Source organism: Micromonospora sp. NPDC047620 (assembly GCF_043205005.1).
GTDB lineage: Bacteria > Actinomycetota > Actinomycetes > Mycobacteriales > Micromonosporaceae > Micromonospora.
Genome location: NZ_JBIDDG010000002.1, coordinates 343,021 through 362,751, shown reverse-complemented (window position 1 = coordinate 362,751; position 19,731 = coordinate 343,021). Strand labels below are relative to the sequence as shown.

At 74.8% G+C, this 19,731-nt stretch carries 18 protein-coding genes and 1 pseudogene; 14 read left to right on the top strand and 5 right to left on the bottom strand.

The genetic code is table 11. The features are described 5' to 3' along the window. Window positions 1–2: 2 nt before the first annotated feature. Window positions 3–932 (bottom strand): hypothetical protein, encoded by a 930-nt coding sequence (locus ACGF5C_RS04075; RefSeq protein WP_393296431.1) that lies wholly within the window; start codon window positions 930–932, stop codon window positions 3–5. A gap of 225 nt (window positions 933–1,157) precedes the next feature. Here ACGF5C_RS04075 and ACGF5C_RS04070 point away from each other — a divergent pair, with 225 nt between their 5' ends. Together ACGF5C_RS04070 and ACGF5C_RS04065 are read left to right on the top strand one after the other, a co-directional pair. Next, complete coding sequence (locus tag ACGF5C_RS04070) at window positions 1,158–1,748, top strand: NADH-quinone oxidoreductase subunit B family protein (RefSeq protein ID WP_350711598.1); 591 nt, start codon at window positions 1,158–1,160, stop codon at window positions 1,746–1,748. A gap of 132 nt (window positions 1,749–1,880) precedes the next feature. Next, a complete protein-coding gene (locus ACGF5C_RS04065; RefSeq protein ID WP_393296430.1) occupies window positions 1,881–3,197 on the top strand; it encodes a DUF2252 domain-containing protein in 1,317 nt (438 codons plus the stop codon). 6 nt (window positions 3,198–3,203) lie between these two features. Here the strand turns inward: ACGF5C_RS04065 and ACGF5C_RS04060 are convergent, their stop codons facing one another. Beyond that, window positions 3,204–4,250, bottom strand: coding sequence for a glucose 1-dehydrogenase (locus ACGF5C_RS04060; protein WP_393296429.1), 1,047 nt, complete (start codon window positions 4,248–4,250; stop codon window positions 3,204–3,206). 148 nt (window positions 4,251–4,398) lie between these two features. Here ACGF5C_RS04060 and ACGF5C_RS04055 point away from each other — a divergent pair. Together ACGF5C_RS04055 and ACGF5C_RS04050 are read left to right on the top strand one after the other, a co-directional pair. After that, a pseudogene (locus tag ACGF5C_RS04055) lies at window positions 4,399–4,998 on the top strand (NADH-quinone oxidoreductase subunit C); the annotation flags it as partial. Window positions 4,999–5,333: 335 nt separating this feature from the next. Further along, window positions 5,334–6,296, top strand: coding sequence for a complex I subunit 1 family protein (locus tag ACGF5C_RS04050; RefSeq protein WP_363703478.1), 963 nt, complete (start codon window positions 5,334–5,336; stop codon window positions 6,294–6,296). Between the two features lie 74 nt (window positions 6,297–6,370). Here ACGF5C_RS04050 and ACGF5C_RS04045 read toward each other — a convergent pair whose 3' ends face one another. Continuing rightward, window positions 6,371–7,447, bottom strand: coding sequence for a glutathione S-transferase family protein (locus tag ACGF5C_RS04045; RefSeq protein ID WP_393296427.1), 1,077 nt, complete (start codon window positions 7,445–7,447; stop codon window positions 6,371–6,373). A gap of 155 nt (window positions 7,448–7,602) precedes the next feature. Between ACGF5C_RS04045 and ACGF5C_RS04040 the strand changes: the two genes are divergently transcribed. From ACGF5C_RS04040 to ACGF5C_RS04000, 9 genes are all read left to right on the top strand, one after another. Further along, window positions 7,603–8,037: an ester cyclase gene (locus ACGF5C_RS04040; RefSeq protein WP_393296425.1), complete on the top strand. Its 435-nt coding sequence runs from the start codon at window positions 7,603–7,605 to the stop codon at window positions 8,035–8,037. Between the two features lie 89 nt (window positions 8,038–8,126). Beyond that, entirely contained in the window at window positions 8,127–8,753 is a 627-nt protein-coding gene (locus ACGF5C_RS04035) for an NADH-quinone oxidoreductase subunit I (protein ID WP_357460145.1), read from the top strand. Further along, the gene (locus ACGF5C_RS04030; protein ID WP_393296423.1) at window positions 8,750–9,346 is read left to right on the top strand and encodes an NADH-quinone oxidoreductase subunit J; all 597 of its coding nucleotides are present in this window, start codon (window positions 8,750–8,752) and stop codon (window positions 9,344–9,346) included. The genes ACGF5C_RS04035 and ACGF5C_RS04030 overlap by 4 nt, the downstream gene beginning before the upstream one ends. Next, a complete protein-coding gene (gene nuoK, locus ACGF5C_RS04025) occupies window positions 9,343–9,777 on the top strand; it encodes an NADH-quinone oxidoreductase subunit NuoK (RefSeq protein WP_393296421.1) in 435 nt (144 codons plus the stop codon). The genes ACGF5C_RS04030 and nuoK overlap by 4 nt, the downstream gene beginning before the upstream one ends. After that, a complete protein-coding gene (locus tag ACGF5C_RS04020) occupies window positions 9,774–11,711 on the top strand; it encodes an NADH-quinone oxidoreductase subunit L (RefSeq protein ID WP_393296419.1) in 1,938 nt (645 codons plus the stop codon). The genes nuoK and ACGF5C_RS04020 overlap by 4 nt, the downstream gene beginning before the upstream one ends. Then, the gene (locus ACGF5C_RS04015) at window positions 11,708–13,207 is read left to right on the top strand and encodes a NuoM family protein (RefSeq protein ID WP_393296417.1); all 1,500 of its coding nucleotides are present in this window, start codon (window positions 11,708–11,710) and stop codon (window positions 13,205–13,207) included. Before ACGF5C_RS04020 ends, ACGF5C_RS04015 begins: the two co-directional genes overlap by 4 nt. A gap of 120 nt (window positions 13,208–13,327) precedes the next feature. Continuing rightward, window positions 13,328–14,860 (top strand): NADH-quinone oxidoreductase subunit N, encoded by a 1,533-nt coding sequence (locus ACGF5C_RS04010; protein ID WP_393296415.1) that lies wholly within the window; start codon window positions 13,328–13,330, stop codon window positions 14,858–14,860. A 178-nt stretch (window positions 14,861–15,038) separates the two neighbouring features. Continuing rightward, window positions 15,039–15,914 (top strand): zinc metalloprotease HtpX, encoded by an 876-nt coding sequence (gene htpX, locus ACGF5C_RS04005; protein ID WP_350711578.1) that lies wholly within the window; start codon window positions 15,039–15,041, stop codon window positions 15,912–15,914. A 145-nt stretch (window positions 15,915–16,059) separates the two neighbouring features. Beyond that, window positions 16,060–17,319, top strand: a complete 1,260-nt coding sequence (locus ACGF5C_RS04000) for an MFS transporter (protein WP_393296413.1) — start codon at window positions 16,060–16,062, stop codon at window positions 17,317–17,319. A gap of 65 nt (window positions 17,320–17,384) precedes the next feature. Here the strand turns inward: ACGF5C_RS04000 and ACGF5C_RS03995 are convergent, their stop codons facing one another. Further along, on the bottom strand, window positions 17,385–17,828 hold the full coding sequence (locus tag ACGF5C_RS03995) for a MarR family winged helix-turn-helix transcriptional regulator (protein ID WP_393296411.1): 444 nt from the start codon (window positions 17,826–17,828) through the stop codon (window positions 17,385–17,387). A 75-nt stretch (window positions 17,829–17,903) separates the two neighbouring features. Here ACGF5C_RS03995 and ACGF5C_RS03990 point away from each other — a divergent pair, with 75 nt between their 5' ends. Next, the gene (locus ACGF5C_RS03990) at window positions 17,904–19,160 is read left to right on the top strand and encodes a multidrug effflux MFS transporter (protein WP_393296409.1); all 1,257 of its coding nucleotides are present in this window, start codon (window positions 17,904–17,906) and stop codon (window positions 19,158–19,160) included. Window positions 19,161–19,206: 46 nt separating this feature from the next. On the opposite strand, the gene ACGF5C_RS03985 is transcribed toward ACGF5C_RS03990, so the two are convergent. Next, window positions 19,207–19,659 (bottom strand): DUF1877 family protein, encoded by a 453-nt coding sequence (locus tag ACGF5C_RS03985; RefSeq protein WP_393296407.1) that lies wholly within the window; start codon window positions 19,657–19,659, stop codon window positions 19,207–19,209. Between the last annotated feature and the right edge of the window lie 72 nt (window positions 19,660–19,731).

The following is a 19,731-nucleotide window of genomic DNA, read 5'->3' as shown; positions in this document are numbered from 1 at the left end:
CGTCAGTCGACGGCGGTGACGGTGAACGCGGCGGTGTTGTCGGCCGGGTCGACGTCGGTCCGCTCGCCGTCCCAGCCGAAGACGGCGTACAGCCGTACCGAGCCGGTGCCCAGGTCGCCCGGGGCGACCTCCGCGGGCGCGCGGAGCAGCAGCGACACGGTGCGCTCCTCGCCCGGCAGGAACCGCCCGCCGGGCACGGTGCAGGCGCCGGCGCAGGTCTCCTCCGGCTCGATGCCGGCGAGGCTCACCCCGGCCGGCAGCGTCGGCTCCAGCCAGTACGCGTCGTGCGCGGCGTCGCCCGCGACCCGCACCGTCACCGGCAGCCGGCCCCGCCAGCTCCCGTCCTCCTGCCGGGTCAGGGTCGCCGCCCCCACCGCCAGCGACGCGTCCGTCAGGGTGTCCCAGACGTACGGCTGCGGGTCGCGCAGCGAGCCGGTGGTGGAGCGGAACAGCGTGCTGAACTCGCTGGTGTCGTTGGTCGGGTTGGCGTCCCCGGTCTCCACCGTCACCCGACCCGCCGGGGCGGACATGGCGTGGTCGCGCAGGGTGGTCGACACCCGGAAGTCGACGGTGAACCCTCGGCGCTCACCCGGCTGGAGGTCTCCGCCGGGAACCATGCAGTAGATCGTGCGCACCGGGTTCGGGCTGCCGGAGAAGCACGGCTCCGCCGGGGTGAGCCCGGCGAAGGCGCCCGGCACCGGCTCGGTGACGGTCAGGTTGAGGGTGCTCGCCTGCGTTCCCCGGTAGGTGACGGTCACCGGCAGGCTGCCGGCGTACCCCCGGTCGGTCGGTTCGAGCACCAGCCGGCCGACCGACACCGACGTGTCGGCGGGCACGGCTGCGGCCTGCGCGGCGGGCGCCGCCGCGCCGAGCAGGGCGAGCCCCGCGCCCAGGACGCCGGCCGCGAGCCGACGGGCGATGGTACGTGCCATGTCCGTGTCCTCCAGTTTCCCCGTGGTTCCGCCCGCGGCCCTTGCCGTCGGGCGGTGTTACGGGCAAGACACCTGTCACCCCAGGGAACGGTTGCGGCGGGACGAACACGAACTGACGTCGCCTAGCCGACAGTGGCGTGTCCGAGGTGGTGCGGACCGAGCGATCGGCCGGCGTCGCCGGGGGCTGTGGTTGACTGATGGCGGGGCTCGGGGAAGGGGGCGGTCGTGCAGGTGCCGGGAGTGCTCGGCGAGCCGATCCGGTTCGTGCTGAACTGGGGCCGTCGCTACTCGCTCTGGGTCTTCAACTTCGGCCTGGCCTGCTGCGCGATCGAGTTCATCGCCACCAGCATGGGCCGGCACGACTTCATGCGGCTCGGCGTGATCCCGTTCGCGCACGGCCCCCGGCAGGCCGACCTCATGGTCGTCTCCGGGACGGTCACCGACAAGATGGCCCCCGCGATCAAGCGGCTCTACGACCAGATGCCCGAGCCGAAGTACGTGATCTCGTTCGGCGCCTGTTCCAACTGCGGCGGCCCCTACTGGGACTCCTACTCGGTGACCAAGGGCGTCGACCAGCTCATCCCGGTCGACGTCTACGTGCCCGGCTGCCCGCCCCGGCCGGAGGCGCTGCTGCACGGCATCCTGCGCCTCCAGGAGAAGATCGCCGCCGAGCAGTCCGGGATCGGCGGGGTGCCCCGGCCGGACGCGCTCGCCGCGCCGGTCGACGCCCCGCCCGCCGACGCCGGGTCCACCGGCGCGGTCCCGCGCTCGGCGGAGTCGCTGACCGCCCCGCCGGTCCGCCCGCCCACCCGCTGAGGCGTGCCCTCGCCCGCGCCGCCCACCCGCTGAGGCGCGTCCCCGCCCGCGCCGACCCCGGCCGCCGGGTCGGGAAGGGCAGGTCGGTCGGACGACACCCCCGGGTGGTCGGCGGGGGCTAGCCTGCGCACCATGAGCCAGTCCGCGGACCAGCGTTCCGCCCACATCGTCCACGTGCTCACCGAGGAGTTCGGCGAGTCGATGGCGCTCGACCCGGCCGCCTTCCGGCGTAAGTTCCGCAAGATGGCCGCGTCGCCGTTCGCCTTCTACCGGGGCAGCGCCTCGCTGTTCTACGCCGACCAGCTCGGCCACTTCGCCGACGACCGGTTCCTCGACGAGCGGACCAGCCGGGTGTGGATCCACGGCGACCTGCACGCGGAGAACTTCGGCACGTACATGAACGCCTCCGGGCAGCTCGTGTTCAACGTCAACGACTTCGACGAGGCGTACGTCGGGCCGTTCAGCTGGGACCTGAAGCGCCTGGCGGCCAGCGTGGCCCTGCTCGGCTACGCCAAGGCGCTCTCCGACCGGGCGATCAGCGACCTGGTCGCCGGCTTCGCCGGGTCGTACCTGACGGAGCTGCGGGCCATCGCCGCCGGCGGCGACGACGCGATCGGCTCGATCACCCTGGACAACGCCGACGGGGTGCTGCGCCGGGTGCTCCAGCAGGCCCGGCTCAACACCCGGGTCGACCTGCTCGCCACGCAGACCACCATCGACAACTACGAGCGGCGGTTCTCCCTCGGCGACGGCGTCTTCGAGGTCGACGGCGAGACCCGGGCGAAGGTGTGCGCCGCGTTCGAGGGCTACCTCGGCACCTTGCCGGTCTCCTCGGCCCGGCTGCGCCCGGTGGCGGCACACATCAAGGACGTGGTGCTGCGCAAGGGGGTGGGCATCGGCTCGGCCGGGCTGCCGTCGTACAACCTGCTGCTGGAGGGGCACACCCAGGCGCTGGAGAACGACGTCGTCATCTACATGAAGCAGGCCCAGGTGCCGGCGGTCGCCCGGCACATCGCCGACGGGTCGATCGCGGCCTACTTCCAGCACCAGGGGCACCGCACCGCCGAGTCGCAGCGGGCGCTCCAGGCGCACGCCGACCCGTGGCTGGGCTTCACCGAGCTGGACGGGGTCGGCCAGCTCGTCGCCGAGGTCTCCCCGTACGCGGCCGACCTCGACTGGGCCGACGTGAACGAGCCGGAGGAACTGGCCGGGGTGCTGGCCGACCTGGGCCGGGCGGTCGCCCGGATGCACTCGGTCGCCGACGACGAGTCGAGCCACGACCTGGTGGACTACTCCACCGAGGAGGCCATCGTGGCGGCGGTGGACGCCGACGAGGCGGGTTTCGTCGCACACCTCGTCGACTTCGCCCACGCGTACGGGGTGCGGGCCCGGCAGGACCACCAGCTCTTCGTCGACCTGTTCCGCAACAATCGGCTGCCCGGCCTCTGAGCGGCGTCAGGAGGCGAACTCCAGCACCACCTTGATGTCGTCCGGTTCGGAGGTGTACGCCTCGGCGTACGCCTCCACCGGCACACGGCGGGTGATCAGCGAGCCGAGCCACGACTGGTCGGCGCGGGTCAGCGCCTCGGCGGCCAGGTCCCAGTGCCGCCGGTTGGCGTTCACCGACCCGAACACCACGTTGTTCTCCAGCACCAGGGCGCGGTTGAGCGCCCCGGCGTCGAAGTCGATGGTCCGCCCGCCGCTGGACACCCCGGTCAGGCAGACGATGCCGGTCGGCCCGGCCTGGCACATCACGTCCAGGACGACGACCGGCGCCCCGGTGCACTCCAGCACCACGTCCGGTGCGAAGTCCAGTTCGCTGACCGGCCCGGTGTGGTAGGTCGCCCCGAGCGCCCGGACCAGCTCCGGCTTCGGCCCGGTGGTGCTGCGGTCCAGCACGTGCACGGCGAGCCCGCGCTGCGTGGCCAGCAACGCGGCCAGCAGGCCGATCGGCCCGGCCCCCGTGACCAGCACGGTCTGCGGCTGCCACTCGGCGCGGGTGCCGATCCGTTCGATGTGGTCCCACGCCTTCGCGACCACGCTGGTCGGCTCCAGCAGCATGCCGACCGGGGCGAGCGCCCGGTCCAGCCCGACGGCGAACCGGGGTTGCACCCGCCACCGGTCCCGGGCGAAGCCGGGCAGCGCCTTGATCCCGTGCTCGGTGAACTGCCCGTTGCGGCACATGTCCCACTCGCCGACCGCACAGTTCGGGCAGGGCACCGGGTCGGGGTGCCGAACGATGCCGGCCACCAGGTCGCCGGGTTGCAGCGTGCCGGACGGGTCCTCCAGCACCCGGCCCAGCGACTCGTGCCCCAGCACCAGCCGGTCCGTGCCGGGCGGCGCCTCGCCGTACTCGCCCGCGATGATCTCGTGGTCGGTGCCGCAGATCCCGACCGACAGCGCCTCGACCAGGATCGAGCCCTCCTCGGGCGACGGCTCGGGATGGTCCTCCACCAGCCGCAGGGAGTCGGCGACACCAGGGGTGACAGTCACAGCATGCACGGCCTCATCTTTCCCCGCCGGCCGGCCCGCCGCCGGGCAAAGCGGCCAGATCGCCCGCGAACCGCCGGGACCGGCCGGGGCCGTCCGCCGCCCGGGGGCCTCGGCTCGCTCCGGCGGGCCCCGCGGGACAGGCCCTAGGATCAGCGGCATGACTCCGGAAGAGGTCGGCCAGCGGATGGTCGCGCTGCTCGCGCCCGCCGAGGCCACCCCGTCGGTCTCCGGCGGTCAGGCGCACGCCCGCGCCACCGTCGACGTACCCCCGGCGACCTGGCCGGACGCGCTCCGCGCGGCCCGCGACGACGCGGAGCTGGCCTGCGACTTCTTCGACTGGCTCTCCGCCGTCGACGAGCTGGCCGGCGGCTTCGACGTGGTGGCGCACCTCTGGTCCACCACCCGCCGGCACGGGCTCCTGCTGCGCACCCGCGTGCCCCGAGAGGCGCCGGCCGTCGCCTCGGTGGTCGACGTCTACCCGGGTGCCGCCTGGCACGAGCGGGAGACGCACGAGATGTTCGGCATCGACTTCCCCGGCCACGTCGGGCTGGCGCCGCTGCTGCTGCCGCCCGAGTTCGAGGGGCATCCGCTGCGCAAGGAGTTCGTGCTCGCCTCGCGGGTGGCCAAGCCGTGGCCGGGCGCCAAGGAACCGGGCGAGTCCGAGGCCGGGGGCGGGCGCCGACCGATCCGCCCGCCGGGCGTGCCCGCGCCGGGGGAGTGGGGGACGACGCCGACGCCGGCCGGCGCGGGCGGTGCCGGCGAGGGCCCGCGCGGCGGCGTCCCGGCCCGCCCGGCCCGGGAGCGGCCCGCCCGGCCTGCCCCGGGGGCCCGTCCGGCCCGTACCGCCCGGCCCGCCGGCGCCGCCGACGGTCCGGCGCCGGCCGGTCCGACCGCCGAGGCGCCGGCGCCGGCCGGCCCGACCGCTGCCGACGGTCCGGGGGCAGCCGGCCGGACCGCCGCGGACGCCGGTCCACTGCCGGGTGCGCCCGGCGGTCGCGGCGAGGGGGCCGTTCGCTCCGGACCGCCGGCCGACCGGCCGTCCCGGCAGGGGCCGGCCGCGACCGAGCGGGCCGACGACGGAGGTACGCCCTGATGCCGCTGTGGTTGGAGCTGGTGATCCGGGTGGGCGGCGTGCTCGTCGCCTTCCTGACCCTGCCGCTGCTGGTCGGCCAGGCCGAGCACAAGGTGATGGCGCACATGCAGGGCCGGCTCGGCCCGATGTACGCGGGCGGCTTCCACGGCTGGGCCCAGCTGGTCGCCGACGGCGTGAAGTTCGTGCAGAAGGAGGATGTCACGCCCCGGGAGGCGGACCGGGCGGTCTTCCGGCTCGCTCCGGCGGTGGCGCTCGTGCCCTACCTGCTGGTCCTGCTGGTGATCCCGCTCGGCCCGGACGACCTGGTCGGGCAGCCGCTCGACATCGGCCTGTTCTTCGTGCTGGCCGTCGTCGGGGTGGGCGTGCTGGCGGTGCTGATGTCGGCGTGGGCGTCGGCCAACAAGTACAGCCTGCTCGGCGGGCTGCGCGGGGCGGCCCAGCTGCTCGGCTACGAGCTGCCGCTGGTGCTGGCCGCCGCGTCGGTGGCGATGGCCGCCGGCACGCTGAGCCTCTCCGGGATCGTGGCGGCGTGGCAGCCGTGGTGGCTGCTCTGGCAGGCCCCCGCCATGGTCGTCTTCTTCCTCGCCGGGCTCGCCGAGATCCGCCGCCCGCCGTTCGACATGCCGGTCGCCGACTCGGAGCTGGTCTTCGGCTACATGACCGAGTACACGGGCCTGCGGTTCGCCTTCTTCCTGCTCGCCGAGTACGTCGGCATCGTGGTGATCGCGGCGCTCACCACCGTGCTCTTCCTCGGCGGCTGGCAGGGGCCGTTCGCCGACGCGCAGCTCGGCTGGCTGTGGACCCTGCTGAAGGTCTTCGCCGTCTCCTTCGTGATCATCTGGCTCCGGGTGTCCTACCCCCGCCTGCGCGAGGACCAGCTCCAGCGCCTCTGCTGGCTGGTCCTGGTCCCCGTCTCCCTGGGCCAGCTCGTCCTCACCGCCGCCGTCCGCGTCGCGCTGTGAGGAGGGGCACCTTCCTAACGTATTCGGTATAGGAAGGGCCCCTTCCTTACACCTTGGGCGGGCCGGGTGCCGCCTCAGCTCAGCGGCGTGTGGGCGGGGTCGACCCGCTCCTCGGACGGGGGCGGCGGGGGCGGGGTGCCGTCGCCGAAGGGGCGCCCGCCGAGGGCCTCCCGGCCGTGCGGGGTGAGCCAGTTCGCCAGGTCAGGGCCGAGCGGCACCACCCCGGTCGGGTTGATGTCGCGGTGCACCTCGTAGTAGTGCCGCTTGATGTGGTCGAAGTCCACCGTGTCGCCGAAGCCGGGGGTCTGGAACAGGTCCCGGGCGTACGCCCAGAGCACCGGCATCTCGGTCAGCTTGCTCCGGTTGCACTTGAAGTGGCCGTGGTAGACCGGGTCGAAGCGGACCAGCGTGGTGAACAGCCGCACGTCGACCTCGGTGATGGTGTCGCCGGCCAGGTAGCGCTGCCCGGCCAGCCGGTCGCTCAGCCAGTCCAGCCGGTCGAAGAGCCGGTGGTACGCCTTCTCGTACGCCCCCTGGTCGCCGGCGAAGCCGCACCGGTAGACGCCGTTGTTGACGTCCCGGAACAGGATCGCGCTCAGCTCGTCGATCTCGTCGCGCAGCCGCTCCGGGTACAGCTCGGGCGCGCCCGCCCGGTGGTACGCCGTCCACTCGGTGGACAGGTCGAGGCTCATCTGCCCGAAGTCGTTGGTGACCACCTGCCCGGTCGGCACGTCCACGATCGCCGGCACGGTGATGCCCCGCTCGTAGCCGGGGAACCGCGCGAAGTACGCCTCCGCCAGCCGCTCGACGCCGAGCACCGGGTCGCGCCCGCCCGGGTCCAGGTCGAACGTCCAGCTCCGCTTGTCGTGGGTCGGGCCGGCCACCGCCATCGAGATCGCGTCCTCCAGCCCGAGCAGCCGCCGGACGATGATCAGCCGGTTCGCCCACGGGCAGGCGCGGCTGACGGCCAGCCGGTACCGGCCGGGCTGCACCGGCCAGCCGTCCCGGCCGTCGGCGGTGATCCGGGTGGCGATGTAACGCTGGTCCCGGGTGAACTCGCCGCCCGGCTCGACGTACCTGCCGCCGGTCCGCCTCAGCTCCTCGTCGCCGCTGGCCGTGCCGCCGCTGCGGCCCTTGGTGGTGTCGCCCACGCCCGCCCCCTTCGCCGTCGCCTGTCGCTCGTCCCATCATGGCGGTTCCGTCGCCCGCCGGCGCACCGAGCGCCCACCCCCGCCGCCCGCCGGGGCTACTTGCGGCGCGGCCGGCGTCCGGGTCGGGCCGCGCGGCCGGCGGTTACGCTGCCGCGATGACCGATGTGGAGGCGACGGCCCGGCGCTTCATCGCCGACGTGTGGAACGCCGCGCGGGAGGAGTCGGCGTACGAGCTGGTCGCGCCGGAGTGCCCGGGGCTGGGCGGTGCCGGCCCGGAGGCGACGCTCGCGTGGCACCGGGAACGCCGCGCCGCCTTCCCCGACCTGCGCTACAAGATCGTGGACGTGGTGGCCGCCGGGGACCGGGTGGCGGTCCACTGGCGGGCCGCCGGCACCCAGGTCGGCCGGTTCGGGCCGGTGCCGCCGACCGGACAGGTCGTCAGCTACTCGGGGGCGAGTTTCCTGCGCTTCGACGGCGCCGGCCGGATCGTCGACGTGTGGAGCTGCAACGAGCTGTTCCAACTCCTCCAGCAGCTCGGCGTCGAGATGCTGCCGCCCGCGCCCGGCGACCTCACAGGAACCGGGGCGTGATCCGGCCGACCGGTGAGTCGTAGCGCGACGGTGGCGGTACGCCGGTCAACCCCGGGTGGTGGTCGCGCGCGCGGGGGCCACAGGGCAGGATGGTCGGCATGACCGACCGCAGCGAGCGCAGCGAGCCGGGCGGCGCCGGCCCAGAACGTGGCCTGCCGGGCGCGGGCCTGGTCAAGGGGCTCGCGGTCACGCTGAAGACGATGACCCGCCGCTCGACCACCCAGCAGTACCCGGACGTCGCCCCCGAGCTGCCGCCCCGCTCGCGCGGGGTGATCGCGCTGCTGGAGGAGAACTGCACGGTCTGCATGCTCTGCGCGCGGGAGTGCCCGGACTGGTGCATCTACATCGACTCGCACAAGGAGGAGGTGGCGGTGCCCGGCGCCGCCCGTCCCCGCCAGCGCAACGTGCTCGACCGGTTCGACATCGACTTCTCGCTCTGCATGTACTGCGGCATCTGCGTGGAGGTCTGCCCCTTCGACGCGCTCTACTGGTCCCCCGAGTTCGAGTACGCCGAGTACGACATCAAGGACCTGCTGCACGACAAGGATCACCTGGGGCAGTGGATGGGCACCGTGCCGCCGCCGCCCGCGCACGACCCGAACGGTGAGCCGGCCAAGGAGGAGACCACCGCCGCGCGCAAGGCCGCGGTCCCGGCGGCCCCCGCCGCCCGTCCCGCCGCCCCGCCCGTACGCCCCGAGCCCGAGGCCGGCGCATGACCGGTGCGGACGTGCTGCTGCTCGCCCTCGGCGCGGTGACGGTCGGTTCGGGGGTGCTGGTGGTGGCCACCCGGCACCTGGTGCGGGCCGGCCTCTACCTCGTGGTCTGCCTCGGGGCGCTGGCCGGGATGTACCTGGTGCTCACCGCCGAGCTGGTGGCCTGGGTGCAGGTGCTCATCTACGTCGGCGCGGTGGTGGTGCTCCTGCTGTTCGCGGTGATGCTCACCCGCGCCCCGATCGGCGCCTCCGACGACCTGGACCGGCCCGGCTGGCCCGCGGCGCTGATCGGCGGGGGCACCGGGTTGGGCCTGGCGGCCCTGCTGGTCGACGCCTATCGCTGGACGGCCGTGGACCTGCCCGACGCGGGCACCGCGGAACGCCTGGGCGACCAGATCTTCCGGAGCTGGGTGCTCCCGTTCGAGGTGCTCTCGGTGCTGCTGCTGGCCGCCCTGGTCGGCGCGATCGTGCTCTCCCGCCCCGACATCGGCCGACCGAAGGTCGACCCATCCGGCACCGACCGGCCCGCCACCGACCGGTCGGGGACGGCGACCACCGGGAGCGGCCCGGGCGGCGACGGCGGGCGGTCGCGGTGAGGCCCGTCATCCCGTACGTCACCGCCGGGCTGCTGTTCGGCCTCGGCGTCTACGGCGTACTGCGTCGGCGTAACGCGGTGCTGGTGCTGATGGCCGTCGAGCTGATGCTCAACGCGGTCAACCTGATCCTGGTCACCGCCGACACCTCCGTGCGGGCGCAGTTGCCGCACGGTGGGCAGGTCTTCGCGCTCTTCGTGATCGTGCTGGCCGCCGCCGAGATCGGGGTCGGCCTGGCGATCGTGCTCCAGCTCTACCGGCTCCGGGCCAGCGTCGCCGTCGACGAGGTCCCGCTGACCGAACGCCCGCCGACCGCACGTCCGGCCGGGGTCGCCGCCGGGACCGCCGCCCGGCCCGGGATCGAGGCCCGGCCCGGGTCTGCCGCCGGGACCGCCGCCCGGCCCGGGCCCGACCGTCCGGAGGGGGAGCGGTGAGCACGACCACGACGCTCGGCGCGTTGCTCCCGGCCGTACCGCTGGTCGCGGGCCTGCTCGGCCTGCTGCTGCCGCCGTCGCCACGCGACGCCGGGACGGGCGAGGCCGGGGCCCGTCGGGTGGCGATCGCGCTCGGCGTGGCCGGTGCGGCCGGCGCGCTGGCGCTCGCCGCCGCCCTGCTGGTCGCCCTCGACCGGCCGGTGGAGGCTTCCACCACCTGGGTCGACCTGGGCGGGCTGACCGTGACCCTCGGGGTCCGGCTCGACTCGGCCGCCGCCCTGGTGGCCGTCGCGGTCGCCGCGGTGGCCCTGGCCGTGCAGGTCTACTCGATCGGCTACCTGCGCCGGGGTCCGCACGACGACGTCGACGCCGACCACCGCTACCCGCCGTACGCGGCGCAGATCAGCCTCTTCACCGCCGCCATGCTGCTGGTGGTGGTCGCCGGTGACCTGATCCTGCTGCTGGTCGGCTGGGAGGTGATGGGCATCTGCTCCTACCTGCTCATCGCCCACGACCGCCGGCTGCCCGAGGCGCCGGCCGCCGCGATGAAGGCGTTCCTGGTGACCCGCGTCGGCGACGTCGGCTTCCTGCTCGGCATCGCGCTGCTGGGCGTCTCGGCCGGCAGCTTCCGGATCGCCGACGTGCTCGCCCACGACCACGGCACCGGCACGCTGACCGCCGCCTGCCTGCTGCTGCTCGCCGGGGTGGCCGGCAAGAGCGCCCAGTTCCCGCTGCACACCTGGCTGCCGGACGCGATGGCCGGCCCGACGCCGATCTCGGCGCTGATCCACGCCGCCACCATGGTCGCCGCCGGCGTGTACGCGGTGACCCGCCTCTACCCGCTGTTCGAGGCGGCCCCGGTCGCGCTGGCCGTGCTGGGGGTCATGGCCTCCGTCACCCTGCTGCTCGGCGCGTTCGCCGCCACCGCGCAGGACGACCTCAAGCGGGTGCTGGCCTGGTCGACGGTCTCCCAGATCGGCTACATGACCGGCGCGCTCGCGGTCGGCTCGACTCCCGCCGCGCTGTTCCACCTGCTCACCCACGCCGCGTTCAAGGCGCTGCTCTTCCTCGCCGCCGGCGCGGTGATCCACGCGGTCGGCACCACGCTGATGTCCCGGATGGGTGGGCTGCGCCGCGCCATGCCGGTCACCTTCTGGTGCACGGTGGTCGGCCTGGGCGCCCTGGCCGGGCTGCCCCCACTGTCCGGCTTCTGGAGCAAGGACGGCGTGCTCGCCGCCGCCGGGGAGGCCGCCCTGCACGGCGCCGGCCCGGCCCCGTCCTGGGTGGGCTGGCTGGTCTGGCTCGCCGGGCTGGTCGGCGTCGCGGTCACCGCCTGGTACGCCACCCGCCTGCTGCTGCGCACCTTCTTCGGCGAGACGCGGATCCCGCTGGCCCACCCGCACGACCCGCCCGCCGTGATGCGCTGGCCGGTGCTGCTGCTCGCCGTGCCGGCCGCACTGCTCGGCCTCGCCGGCTTCGACTGGGCCTTCGCCCGCCGGCTGCTGCTCACGCCCACCGCCGGCGCGCCGGCCGGGGAGCACGCCCTGATCCACGTCGGCCCGGAAGTGTTGCTGCCGCTGGCGCTGCTGGCCGTCGGGGCGGGGCTGGCCTGGCTCCGCTGGCGGCGGGACCCGGCCGCCGACCCGGCGACCGCGCTGGGCCCGCTGCGGCCGGTCTTCGCCGCCGCGTTCCGGCTCGACGACGTCCAGCGTGCCCTGGTCGTACGCCCGACGACGGCGCTGGCCCGGGCGGCGCGTACCGCCGACGAGGTGGTGGTGGACGGCGCGGTCGAGGGCAGCGGCCGGGCCGCGCTCGGCCTCGGCGGCGGGCTGGCGGCGCTGCACCGGGCCGCGCTGCCGCGCGCGGCGGCCGGGGTGCTCGCCGGCGCGCTGCTGATCGGGCTGGCCGCCGCCCTGATCGGAGGCGCCGCATGAGCTTCGGGGAGTTCCTGCTGGTCGTGGTGCTGGCGCTGCCGGCGCTGGGCGCGGTCGCGGTGGCCGCGACGCCCGCCGACCGGGCGGCCCGGCTGGTGGGCACGGTGGCGGCCTGCCTCACCCTGCTTGCCGCGCTGCCGCTGGCCACCAGCGTCCAACTCTGGGACGCCTGGTCCGCACCGGCGGTACGCCCCTGGCACCAGGTCGACCTGCCCTGGGTGCCCGGGCTGGACCTGCGCTTCCACCTCGGGGTGGACGGCATCTCCTGGCCGCTGGTCGTGCTGACGGCCCTGCTCACCCTGCTCTGCTGCGCCTACACCCTGTGGCGGGTGCCCGAGGGCGGCAGCGGGCGGGCGCTGGTCGCGCTGCTGCTGGTCGTCGAGGTCGGCATCCTCGGCACCTTCCTCGCCCTCGACCTCGTGCTGTTCTTCGTGTTCTTCGAGGTCGTCCTCCTGCCGATGTACGCGATCATCGCCGGCTGGGGCGGCGCGGACCGGCGGCGGGCGGCGGCGAAGTTCGCCCTCTACACGCTGTTCGGCTCGGTGCTGCTGCTGGTCGGCGTCTACACGGTGGTGGCCGCCGCGGGCACCGCCGACATCGTGGCGCTCACCGGCGGAGCCGGGCTGTCCCGGGGCACCCAGCTCGTCGCGTTCACCCTGCTGGCGCTGGCCTTCGCGGTGAAGAGCCCGCTCTGGCCGCTGCACTCCTGGCTGCCCGACGCGCACACCCAGGCGCCCACCGTCGGCAGCGTCGTCCTCGCCGGGGTGCTGCTCAAGATGGGCACGTACGGGCTGATCCGGATCGCGGTCGGCGTGGCGCCGGAGGGCGCCCGCTGGGCCGCTCCGGTGCTCGGCGTGCTCGCGGTCGCGGCGATCCTGGTCGGGTCGCTGGTCTGCCTCGCGCAGCGCGAGCTGAAACGGCTGATCGCGTACTCCAGCGTGGGGCACATGGGCTTCGTGCTGCTCGGGGTCGCCACGCTCACCACCACCGGCATCCAGGCGGCCCTGATCGGCAACGTCGCGCACGGGGTGATCACCGGCCTGCTGTTCTTCCTCGCCGGCGCGGTCAAGGACCGTACGCACACCGGGGCGCTCGATGAGCTGTCCGGGCTGCGGGAGACCGCGCCCCGGCTCGCCGGGCTGCTCGGCTTCGCCGCCGTCGCCTCGCTCGGCCTGCCCGGGCTCGCCGGCTTCTGGGGCGAGGCGTTCGCGGTGGTGGCCGCCGTCGAGGCCGGTGGGCCGCTCTGGACCACCCTGGGCGTGCTGGCCGCGCTCGGCGGGGCGCTCACCGCGGCGTACTTCCTGCGGCTGCTGCGGCGGGTGACGCACGGGCGGCCCAGCCCGGCGGTCGGGCGGCTGACCCCCGGCCTGGCCGGCGCGGAACTGGCCGCGTGGGCGCCGCTGGTGCTGCTGGCTCTCGCGGTCGGTCTGGCCCCGACCCTGGTGCTCGGCGTCGCCGAGGCCCCCGTGGACGCCCTGGTGGAGGTGCTGCGATGAGCGAGCCGGGCCGGCGGAACGGACGCGGCGAGGTGTCGGCATGAGCGAGCGGAGCGAGCGAATCATCAGGCTCAGCGCTCTGGTGCCTCATGACGGCACGCAGCGAAGCGGAGTGCCGGCGTGAGCGTGGTGCAGAGCGTCGACAACGTGGCGCTGCTCCCGGCGTACCTGGCCGCCGGGACGGCCGTGCTGGTGCTGCTGGCCGACCTGCTGGTGGCCCGCTCCCGGGTCACGCTGGCGACGGCCGCTGCCGGCGCGGTCGCCACGGCGCTCGGCGCGGCCCTGGTCGGCGCCGGGGACGAGCGGCGGACGTTCTGCGTCGGCCCCGACTGCTCGTACGTCTTCGGTGGCCGGGCCGCCCTGGTGGCGGCGGTCGTCGCCCTGCTCACGCTCGGGGTGCTCGCGCTGTCGGGGCCGCTGCTGCGGGCGGGGCAGTCGCCGACGGGGGAGTACTGCTTCCTGCTCGCCTGCTCGATGACGGGCGGCGTGGTGCTCGGCGCGGCCGGCGACCTGATCACCCTGGTCGTGGCGCTGGAGACGCTCACCCTGCCGCTCTACGTGCTCGTCGGGCTGCGCCGGGGCAGCCTGGCCAGCGCCGAGGCGGCCGTCACCTTCTTCGTGGTCAGCGTGGTCGCCACCACGCTGACCCTGCTGGGAGCGGCGCTGCTCTACGCGGCCACGGGCGGGCTGCACCTGGGCCGGCTCGGCGCGATCCTGACCGACCGGCCGGACCTGCTCGACCTGCCGTTGACCACCGCCGCCGTGGCGCTGGTCGTGCTGGGGCTGGCGTTCAAGGTGGCGGCGGTGCCGTTCCACGCGTGGGCGCCGGCCACCTACGACGGCGCGCCGCTGCCGGTGGCGGCTTACCTGTCCACCGCCTCGAAGCTGGGCGGCGTGGTGGCCCTGCTCGCCGTCGTGCAGCACGCGCTGCCGGCCGACGTGACGGGGCCGGTGCTCGCCCTGCTCGCGGTGCTGACGATGACCGTGGGCAACCTGGTGGCACTGCGCCAGCGGCGTACGGTCCGGCTGCTCGCCTGGTCGTCGGTGGCCCAGGCCGGCTACATCCTCGCCCCGCTGGGCGCGTTGGCGCTGGCCGCCGGACGTTCCGCCGACGCCCGCACCGCCGCGTACGCGGCCGCCGTCGCGTACGCCGTCTTCTTCGTGGTGCTGGAGCTGGCGGCCTTCGCGGCCGTGGTGGCGTTGCGCCCGGCGGGCGCGGACGGCGGCACCGTCGACGACCTGCGCGGCGCGGGCCGGCGGCACCCGTGGCGGGCGGCGGCGCTGGGGCTGGCGCTGATCGGGCTCGCCGGTCTGCCGCCGGGCCTGGCCGGTCTCTTCGCCAAGGTGACCGTGGTCCGTTCGCTGCTGGACGGCGGCGCGGGCTGGCTGGCCCTGGTGGTTGCCGTGAACGCGGTGCTCGGCCTTGCCTACTATTTGCGCCTCACCGCCGCCCTCTGGGCCGCCCCGCCCGTGGCTCCGGCGGCCCCGGTCGCCGAGCCCACCGCCGCCGGTGGGGACGCCACGCCGGTCGGTGCCCCGGCCCCCGCCGCCGTGCGGGCCGGGACGGTCGGCGCGGCGCTGGTCGTGGCGACCGTGGTGGCCGTGGTGATCGGTTTCGCTCCGCAGCTCGTGCTCGACCTCGCCGCCCGCTGAGCGAACCCGTCAGGCGGCGCGCTCCCGCGCCCGGATTCCCGCTGATCGCGGCGGTAGTCGTGGGCGGGCACTCCGGACATCCCAGGCAACTCACAGCCATGAGGTGGATGGTTGACGGGTACCGGGTTGTTGAACCGGTCAGCGGATCCCGCGTGATCCGCGCACCGAAGGAGTGATCGTGCACCACAACCGTCTGAAGACCGCCGCGTTGCTCGGCCTGCTCACCTCGCTGATCCTGGCGGTGGGCTACTGGTTCGGCGGCAGTGGCGGACTGGTCATCGCCGTCGTCGTCTCGCTGCTGATGAACGGCGTCACCTACTTCTACTCCGACAAGCTCGCGTTGCGCTCGATGCGGGCGCAACCGGTCAGCGAGGCACAGTTCCCCGAGCTGTACCGGATGGTCCGCGAGCTGGCCACCGAGGCCGGGCAGCCGATGCCGCGCCTCTACGTGAGCCCGACGTCCCAGCCCAACGCGTTCGCCACCGGGCGGAACCCGCAGCACGCGGCCGTCTGCGTGACCCAGGGGATCACCGAGATCCTCGACTACCGGGAGCTGCGCGGGGTGATCGGGCACGAGCTGTCGCACGTCTACAACCGGGACATCCTCATCTCCAGCGTGGCGGCCGGTCTGGCCGGCATCATCACCATGCTGGCGAACATCGCCTGGTTCATCCCGCTAGGCGGTGGCGACGACGAGGACTCCCCGAACCCGATCGTGCTGCTGCTCACCATCGTCCTGGGCCCGATCGCGGCCACCGTCATCCAGCTCGCGATCAGCCGCAGCCGGGAGTTCCAGGCGGACGCCTCCGGCGCCCGGCTGACCAGGGACCCGCTGGCCCTGGCCAGCGCCCTGCGGAAGATCCACATGGGCACCCAGCGCCGGCCGCTGCCGGCCCAGGGGCAGCTCACCAGCACCGCCCACCTGATGATCGACAACCCGTTCCGGGGCGGCGGCGTGGCTGCGCTCTTCTCCACCCACCCGCGGATGGAGGAGCGGGTCGCGCGCCTGGAGCAGATGGCCGCGAGCAGCGGCCCGGTGCAGTTCCAGCGCTGAGGCGTTGATCACCTCTCCGCCCGTGCCCGGCCCCGCCGGGCACGGGCGGACCGCTGTGTGACGGTGTTAACCGTTTCGTCCCAAGGCCGGCCGGCGTTAGGGTCGGAAGGGGTTTTCGCTCATTACAACTCCTTGGAGGTCGACCGTGGCCGCACTGCGCCAGTACCTGGGCGTCTGGCGGATCCCCGGGGCACCGATGCTGCTGGTCACCGGCATCATCGGGCGGCTCGGGATCGGGATGACGCCGCTGGCGCTGCTGCTGGTCGTCGAGCAGGTCACCGGGCGATACTCGCTGGCCGCCGTCGCCGGGGGCATCTACGCCCTGGCCGGCGCGGCGCTCAGCCCCGTGGCCGGCCGGATCGCCGACCGGATCGGCCCCAGCCCCGTGCTGCTCGGCACGGCGGTCGCCCACCCGCTCGCCCTGATCGGCCTGCTCTGGTCCGCCCGCGCCGACGCCGGCAGCCTGGCGCTGGTCTTCGTGGCCGCCGGCGTGGCCGGGGCGACGTACCCACCGCTGACCGCCGCGATCCGGGGCGCCTGGAACGACCTGACCTCGCCCGCGTCGGGCCGGCGACAGCTGCGCAACACCGCGCTCGCCGCCGAGACCACCCTCTTCGAGATCGTCTTCGTGCTCGGCCCGCTGCTGGTCGCCGGCTTCATCCTGGTCGCCGACGCCAGGGCCGCCCTGGTCGGTTCGGCGGTGGTGACCCTCGTCGGCACCACCGCGGTGGCGCTGGGCCGGGTGATGCGGGGCTGGCAGCCGCACCCGCGCGAGCACCACACCAGGGGGCTCGGGCCGCTGCGCGTCCCCGGTTTCCCGGCGCTGCTGCTCTGCGTGGCCAGCCTCGGCATCGCCTTCGGCGCGGCCGGCGTGACCGTGCCCGCGTTCGCGACCGACTACACCTCCGACGATCCGGACAGCCTCGCCGGCGTGCTGCTGGCCGTCTGGGGCGTCGGCAGCGCGATGGGCGGGTTCTGGTTCGGCGTCCGCAAGCCGGCCCGGAACATGACCCGGCAGTTCGCGCTGCTGCTCGCCGCGGTGGCCGGCAGCTTCGCCGTCTTCGCGGTGATGCCCACCCCGGCGGCGCTGGGCACCGCCCTGGTGATCGGCGGCGCCACGATCGCGCCCGCGCTCACCCTGGAGAACACCCTGGTCGGCCGGATCTCGCCGACCAGCATGCTCAACGAGGCGTACACCTGGGTGGTGACCATGTCGGTGGGCGCCAGCGCCGCCGGCGGCGCGGTGGCCGGCCTGATCGTCGACCACGCCGGCGGGGTGCCGTGGGCGTTCCTCTTCGCCGGGGCGGCGGTCGCCGTCGGGGCCGGGATCGCGGCCCTGCCCGCCGGCCCCATCGCCCGCGCGGAGGCCACCGCGGTACGCGCCGAGGATCTTGTGCCCGCCTGACCCGCACCGCCGGCCGCTGCCTGACCCGCACCGCCGGCCGCTGGCTGTCCCGGCCGCCGGCGGGGTCAGCGCTGCTGCGTCATCCGGTCGGCGAGGCGACGCAGCGCCGGCGCGGCGGCGAGCAGCACCTCCCGGTCGGCGTCGTCCAGGTCCGCCAGCGCGGTGCCGAGCAGGTCCCGCCGGTGCCGCCCGTACGCGGCGATCCGCTCCCGCGCCGCGTCGGTCAGTTCCAGGCGGACGGTCCGCCGGTCGACCGGGTCCCGGTCCCGGTGCAGCAGCCCGGCGGAGGTCAGCTCGCCGACCAGCGTGCTGACCGTGTTGGGCGCGGTGCCCAGCCGCTCCGCGGCCTCGCGGACGCCGACCCCCGGCTGCCGCTGCACCAGCCGCAGCACCTCCACCTGCCCGTCCGGCAGGGCGACGCGGCCGGCCCGCTGGCTGGCCGCCCGGCGCAGCACCCGGTGCAGGTCGCCGAGGGCTCCGCTGAGCTGGTCCACCGTCTCGTCCGTCACAGGACACTCTCCCCGCTTCAACAACTCTGTATACAGAGCTATCGTATGCGGGCCGCCGCCACGGAGGGGACCGCCATGCCGCACGCCACCGCGCCGCCCGTACGCCCGGACGAGCGCGTCGCTGCGCCGACGGGACGGGCCGCCGCGGTGCTGCTGGTGCTGCTCGGCACGATCACCGCGTTCGGGCCGCTCTCCCTGGACACCTACCTGCCGGCGTTCCCGGAGATGACCCGCGACCTGGCCGCCAGCCAGGCACAGATCCAGCTCTCCCTCACCACCTGCCTGATCGGCATGGCGCTCGGCCAACTCGTCACCGGCCCGCTCAGCGACCGCTGGGGCCGACGCCGACCGGTGCTCGTGGGCGTCGGCGCGTACACCCTGCTGTCGCTGCTCTGCGCGGCCGTGCCGTCGGCCGAGGCCCTGGCCGCGGCGCGGTTCGCGCAGGGCTTCGCCGGCGGCATGGGCGTGGTCGTCGCGCGCGCCGTCGTCCGCGACCTCTACGCCGGCCGGGACGCCGCGAAGTACTTCTCCCGGCTCACCCTGGTCTTCGGCGTCGCCCCGATGGCAGCGCCGGCCTTCGGCAGCCTGGTGCTGCGCCTCGGCTCCTGGCGTACCGTCTTCGTCGCCCTCGCGGTGATCGGCGCGCTGCTCGCCGCCGCCGTCGCGTGGCGGCTGCCGGAGACGCTGCCCGCATCCCGACGCAGCACCGGCGGCCTCGCCGCCACAGCCGCCGCCGGCCGCTCGCTCTTCACCGACCGGATCTTCCTGGGGTACGCGCTGGCGCAGGGCCTCGCCTTCGCCGGGCTGTTCGCCTACATCTCCGGATCGTCCTTCGTCTTCCAGGACGTCTTCGGCGTCTCGGCCGGCACGTTCAGCCTGATCTTCGGCGTCAACGCGCTCGCCCTGGTCGCCGTCGGTCAGGCCAACGCCCGCCTGCTGGACCGCTTCGAGCCCCGCAGGCTGCTGATCGGGCCGCTCGGGGTGGGAGTGCTGGCCGCCGCCGCGGTGCTCGCGGGCGCGCTGCTTGACGCCCTGCCGCTGGTGGCGGTGGCCCTGTTCGTCTTCGTCGGATCGCTCGGCATGGTGACGCCGAACGGCACCGCGCTCGCCCTGGACCGGCACGCCGCCCACGCCGGCACCGCCGCCGCCCTGCTGGGCGCCATCCAGTCGGTGGTGGGGGCGGCAGCGGCGCCGCTGGTCGGGCTGGGCGGGGAGGGCAGCGCCGTCCCGATGGCCGTGGTGATCACCGGTGCGGCGATCGCCTCCCTCGCCGTCGTCCTCACCCTGGCCCGCCCGCGCCGGTCCACCACGGCGGCCTCCGTCGAGGGCTGACTGTGAGCATGGCGGGACTGGTTCCCGCCGGTGGTAGGTGGCGGCGTCAGAAGTTGAAATCCCGGATCGCGGCGCCGCCCGACGCGGCCGTCGCCACGAAGAACCCGACCAACTCGGCGTGGTGCCGCTCCAGGCGTTCGAGGTCGTCGTCGTCCCAGAGGCCGGGGTAGACCCTCGCCTCGGACATCCCCTCCGGGTCGAAGTGCCGCGCAAGCGCCTCGAACGGCGTCGCGCTCAGGGCGCGGGCGGCCGCGGCGACCCTGCCGTCGTCCCAGCCGAAGAGGGTGCACTCCTCGTCGATGACGTCGCCGTTCTCGTAGAGGTCGACTCCCACCTCGGCCCCGTCCAGCAGGAACTGGAGGCCGGCCCAGGCCTTGTCGAGGCAGCAGACCGGCCGGTCCTCGTCGTCGACCACGTGCTCCGCGGCCCACTCCGGGTCCGCGAACGCCCGGTCCAGCTCCTCCGGGGTCACCCGGGTGAACGACAGCACACTCCCCATGGATCCACCACTCCACATCGGCCCGGTCGAATCGGCGGCCAGTCTGACAGCCCCCTCCGACGACCGGCGGGC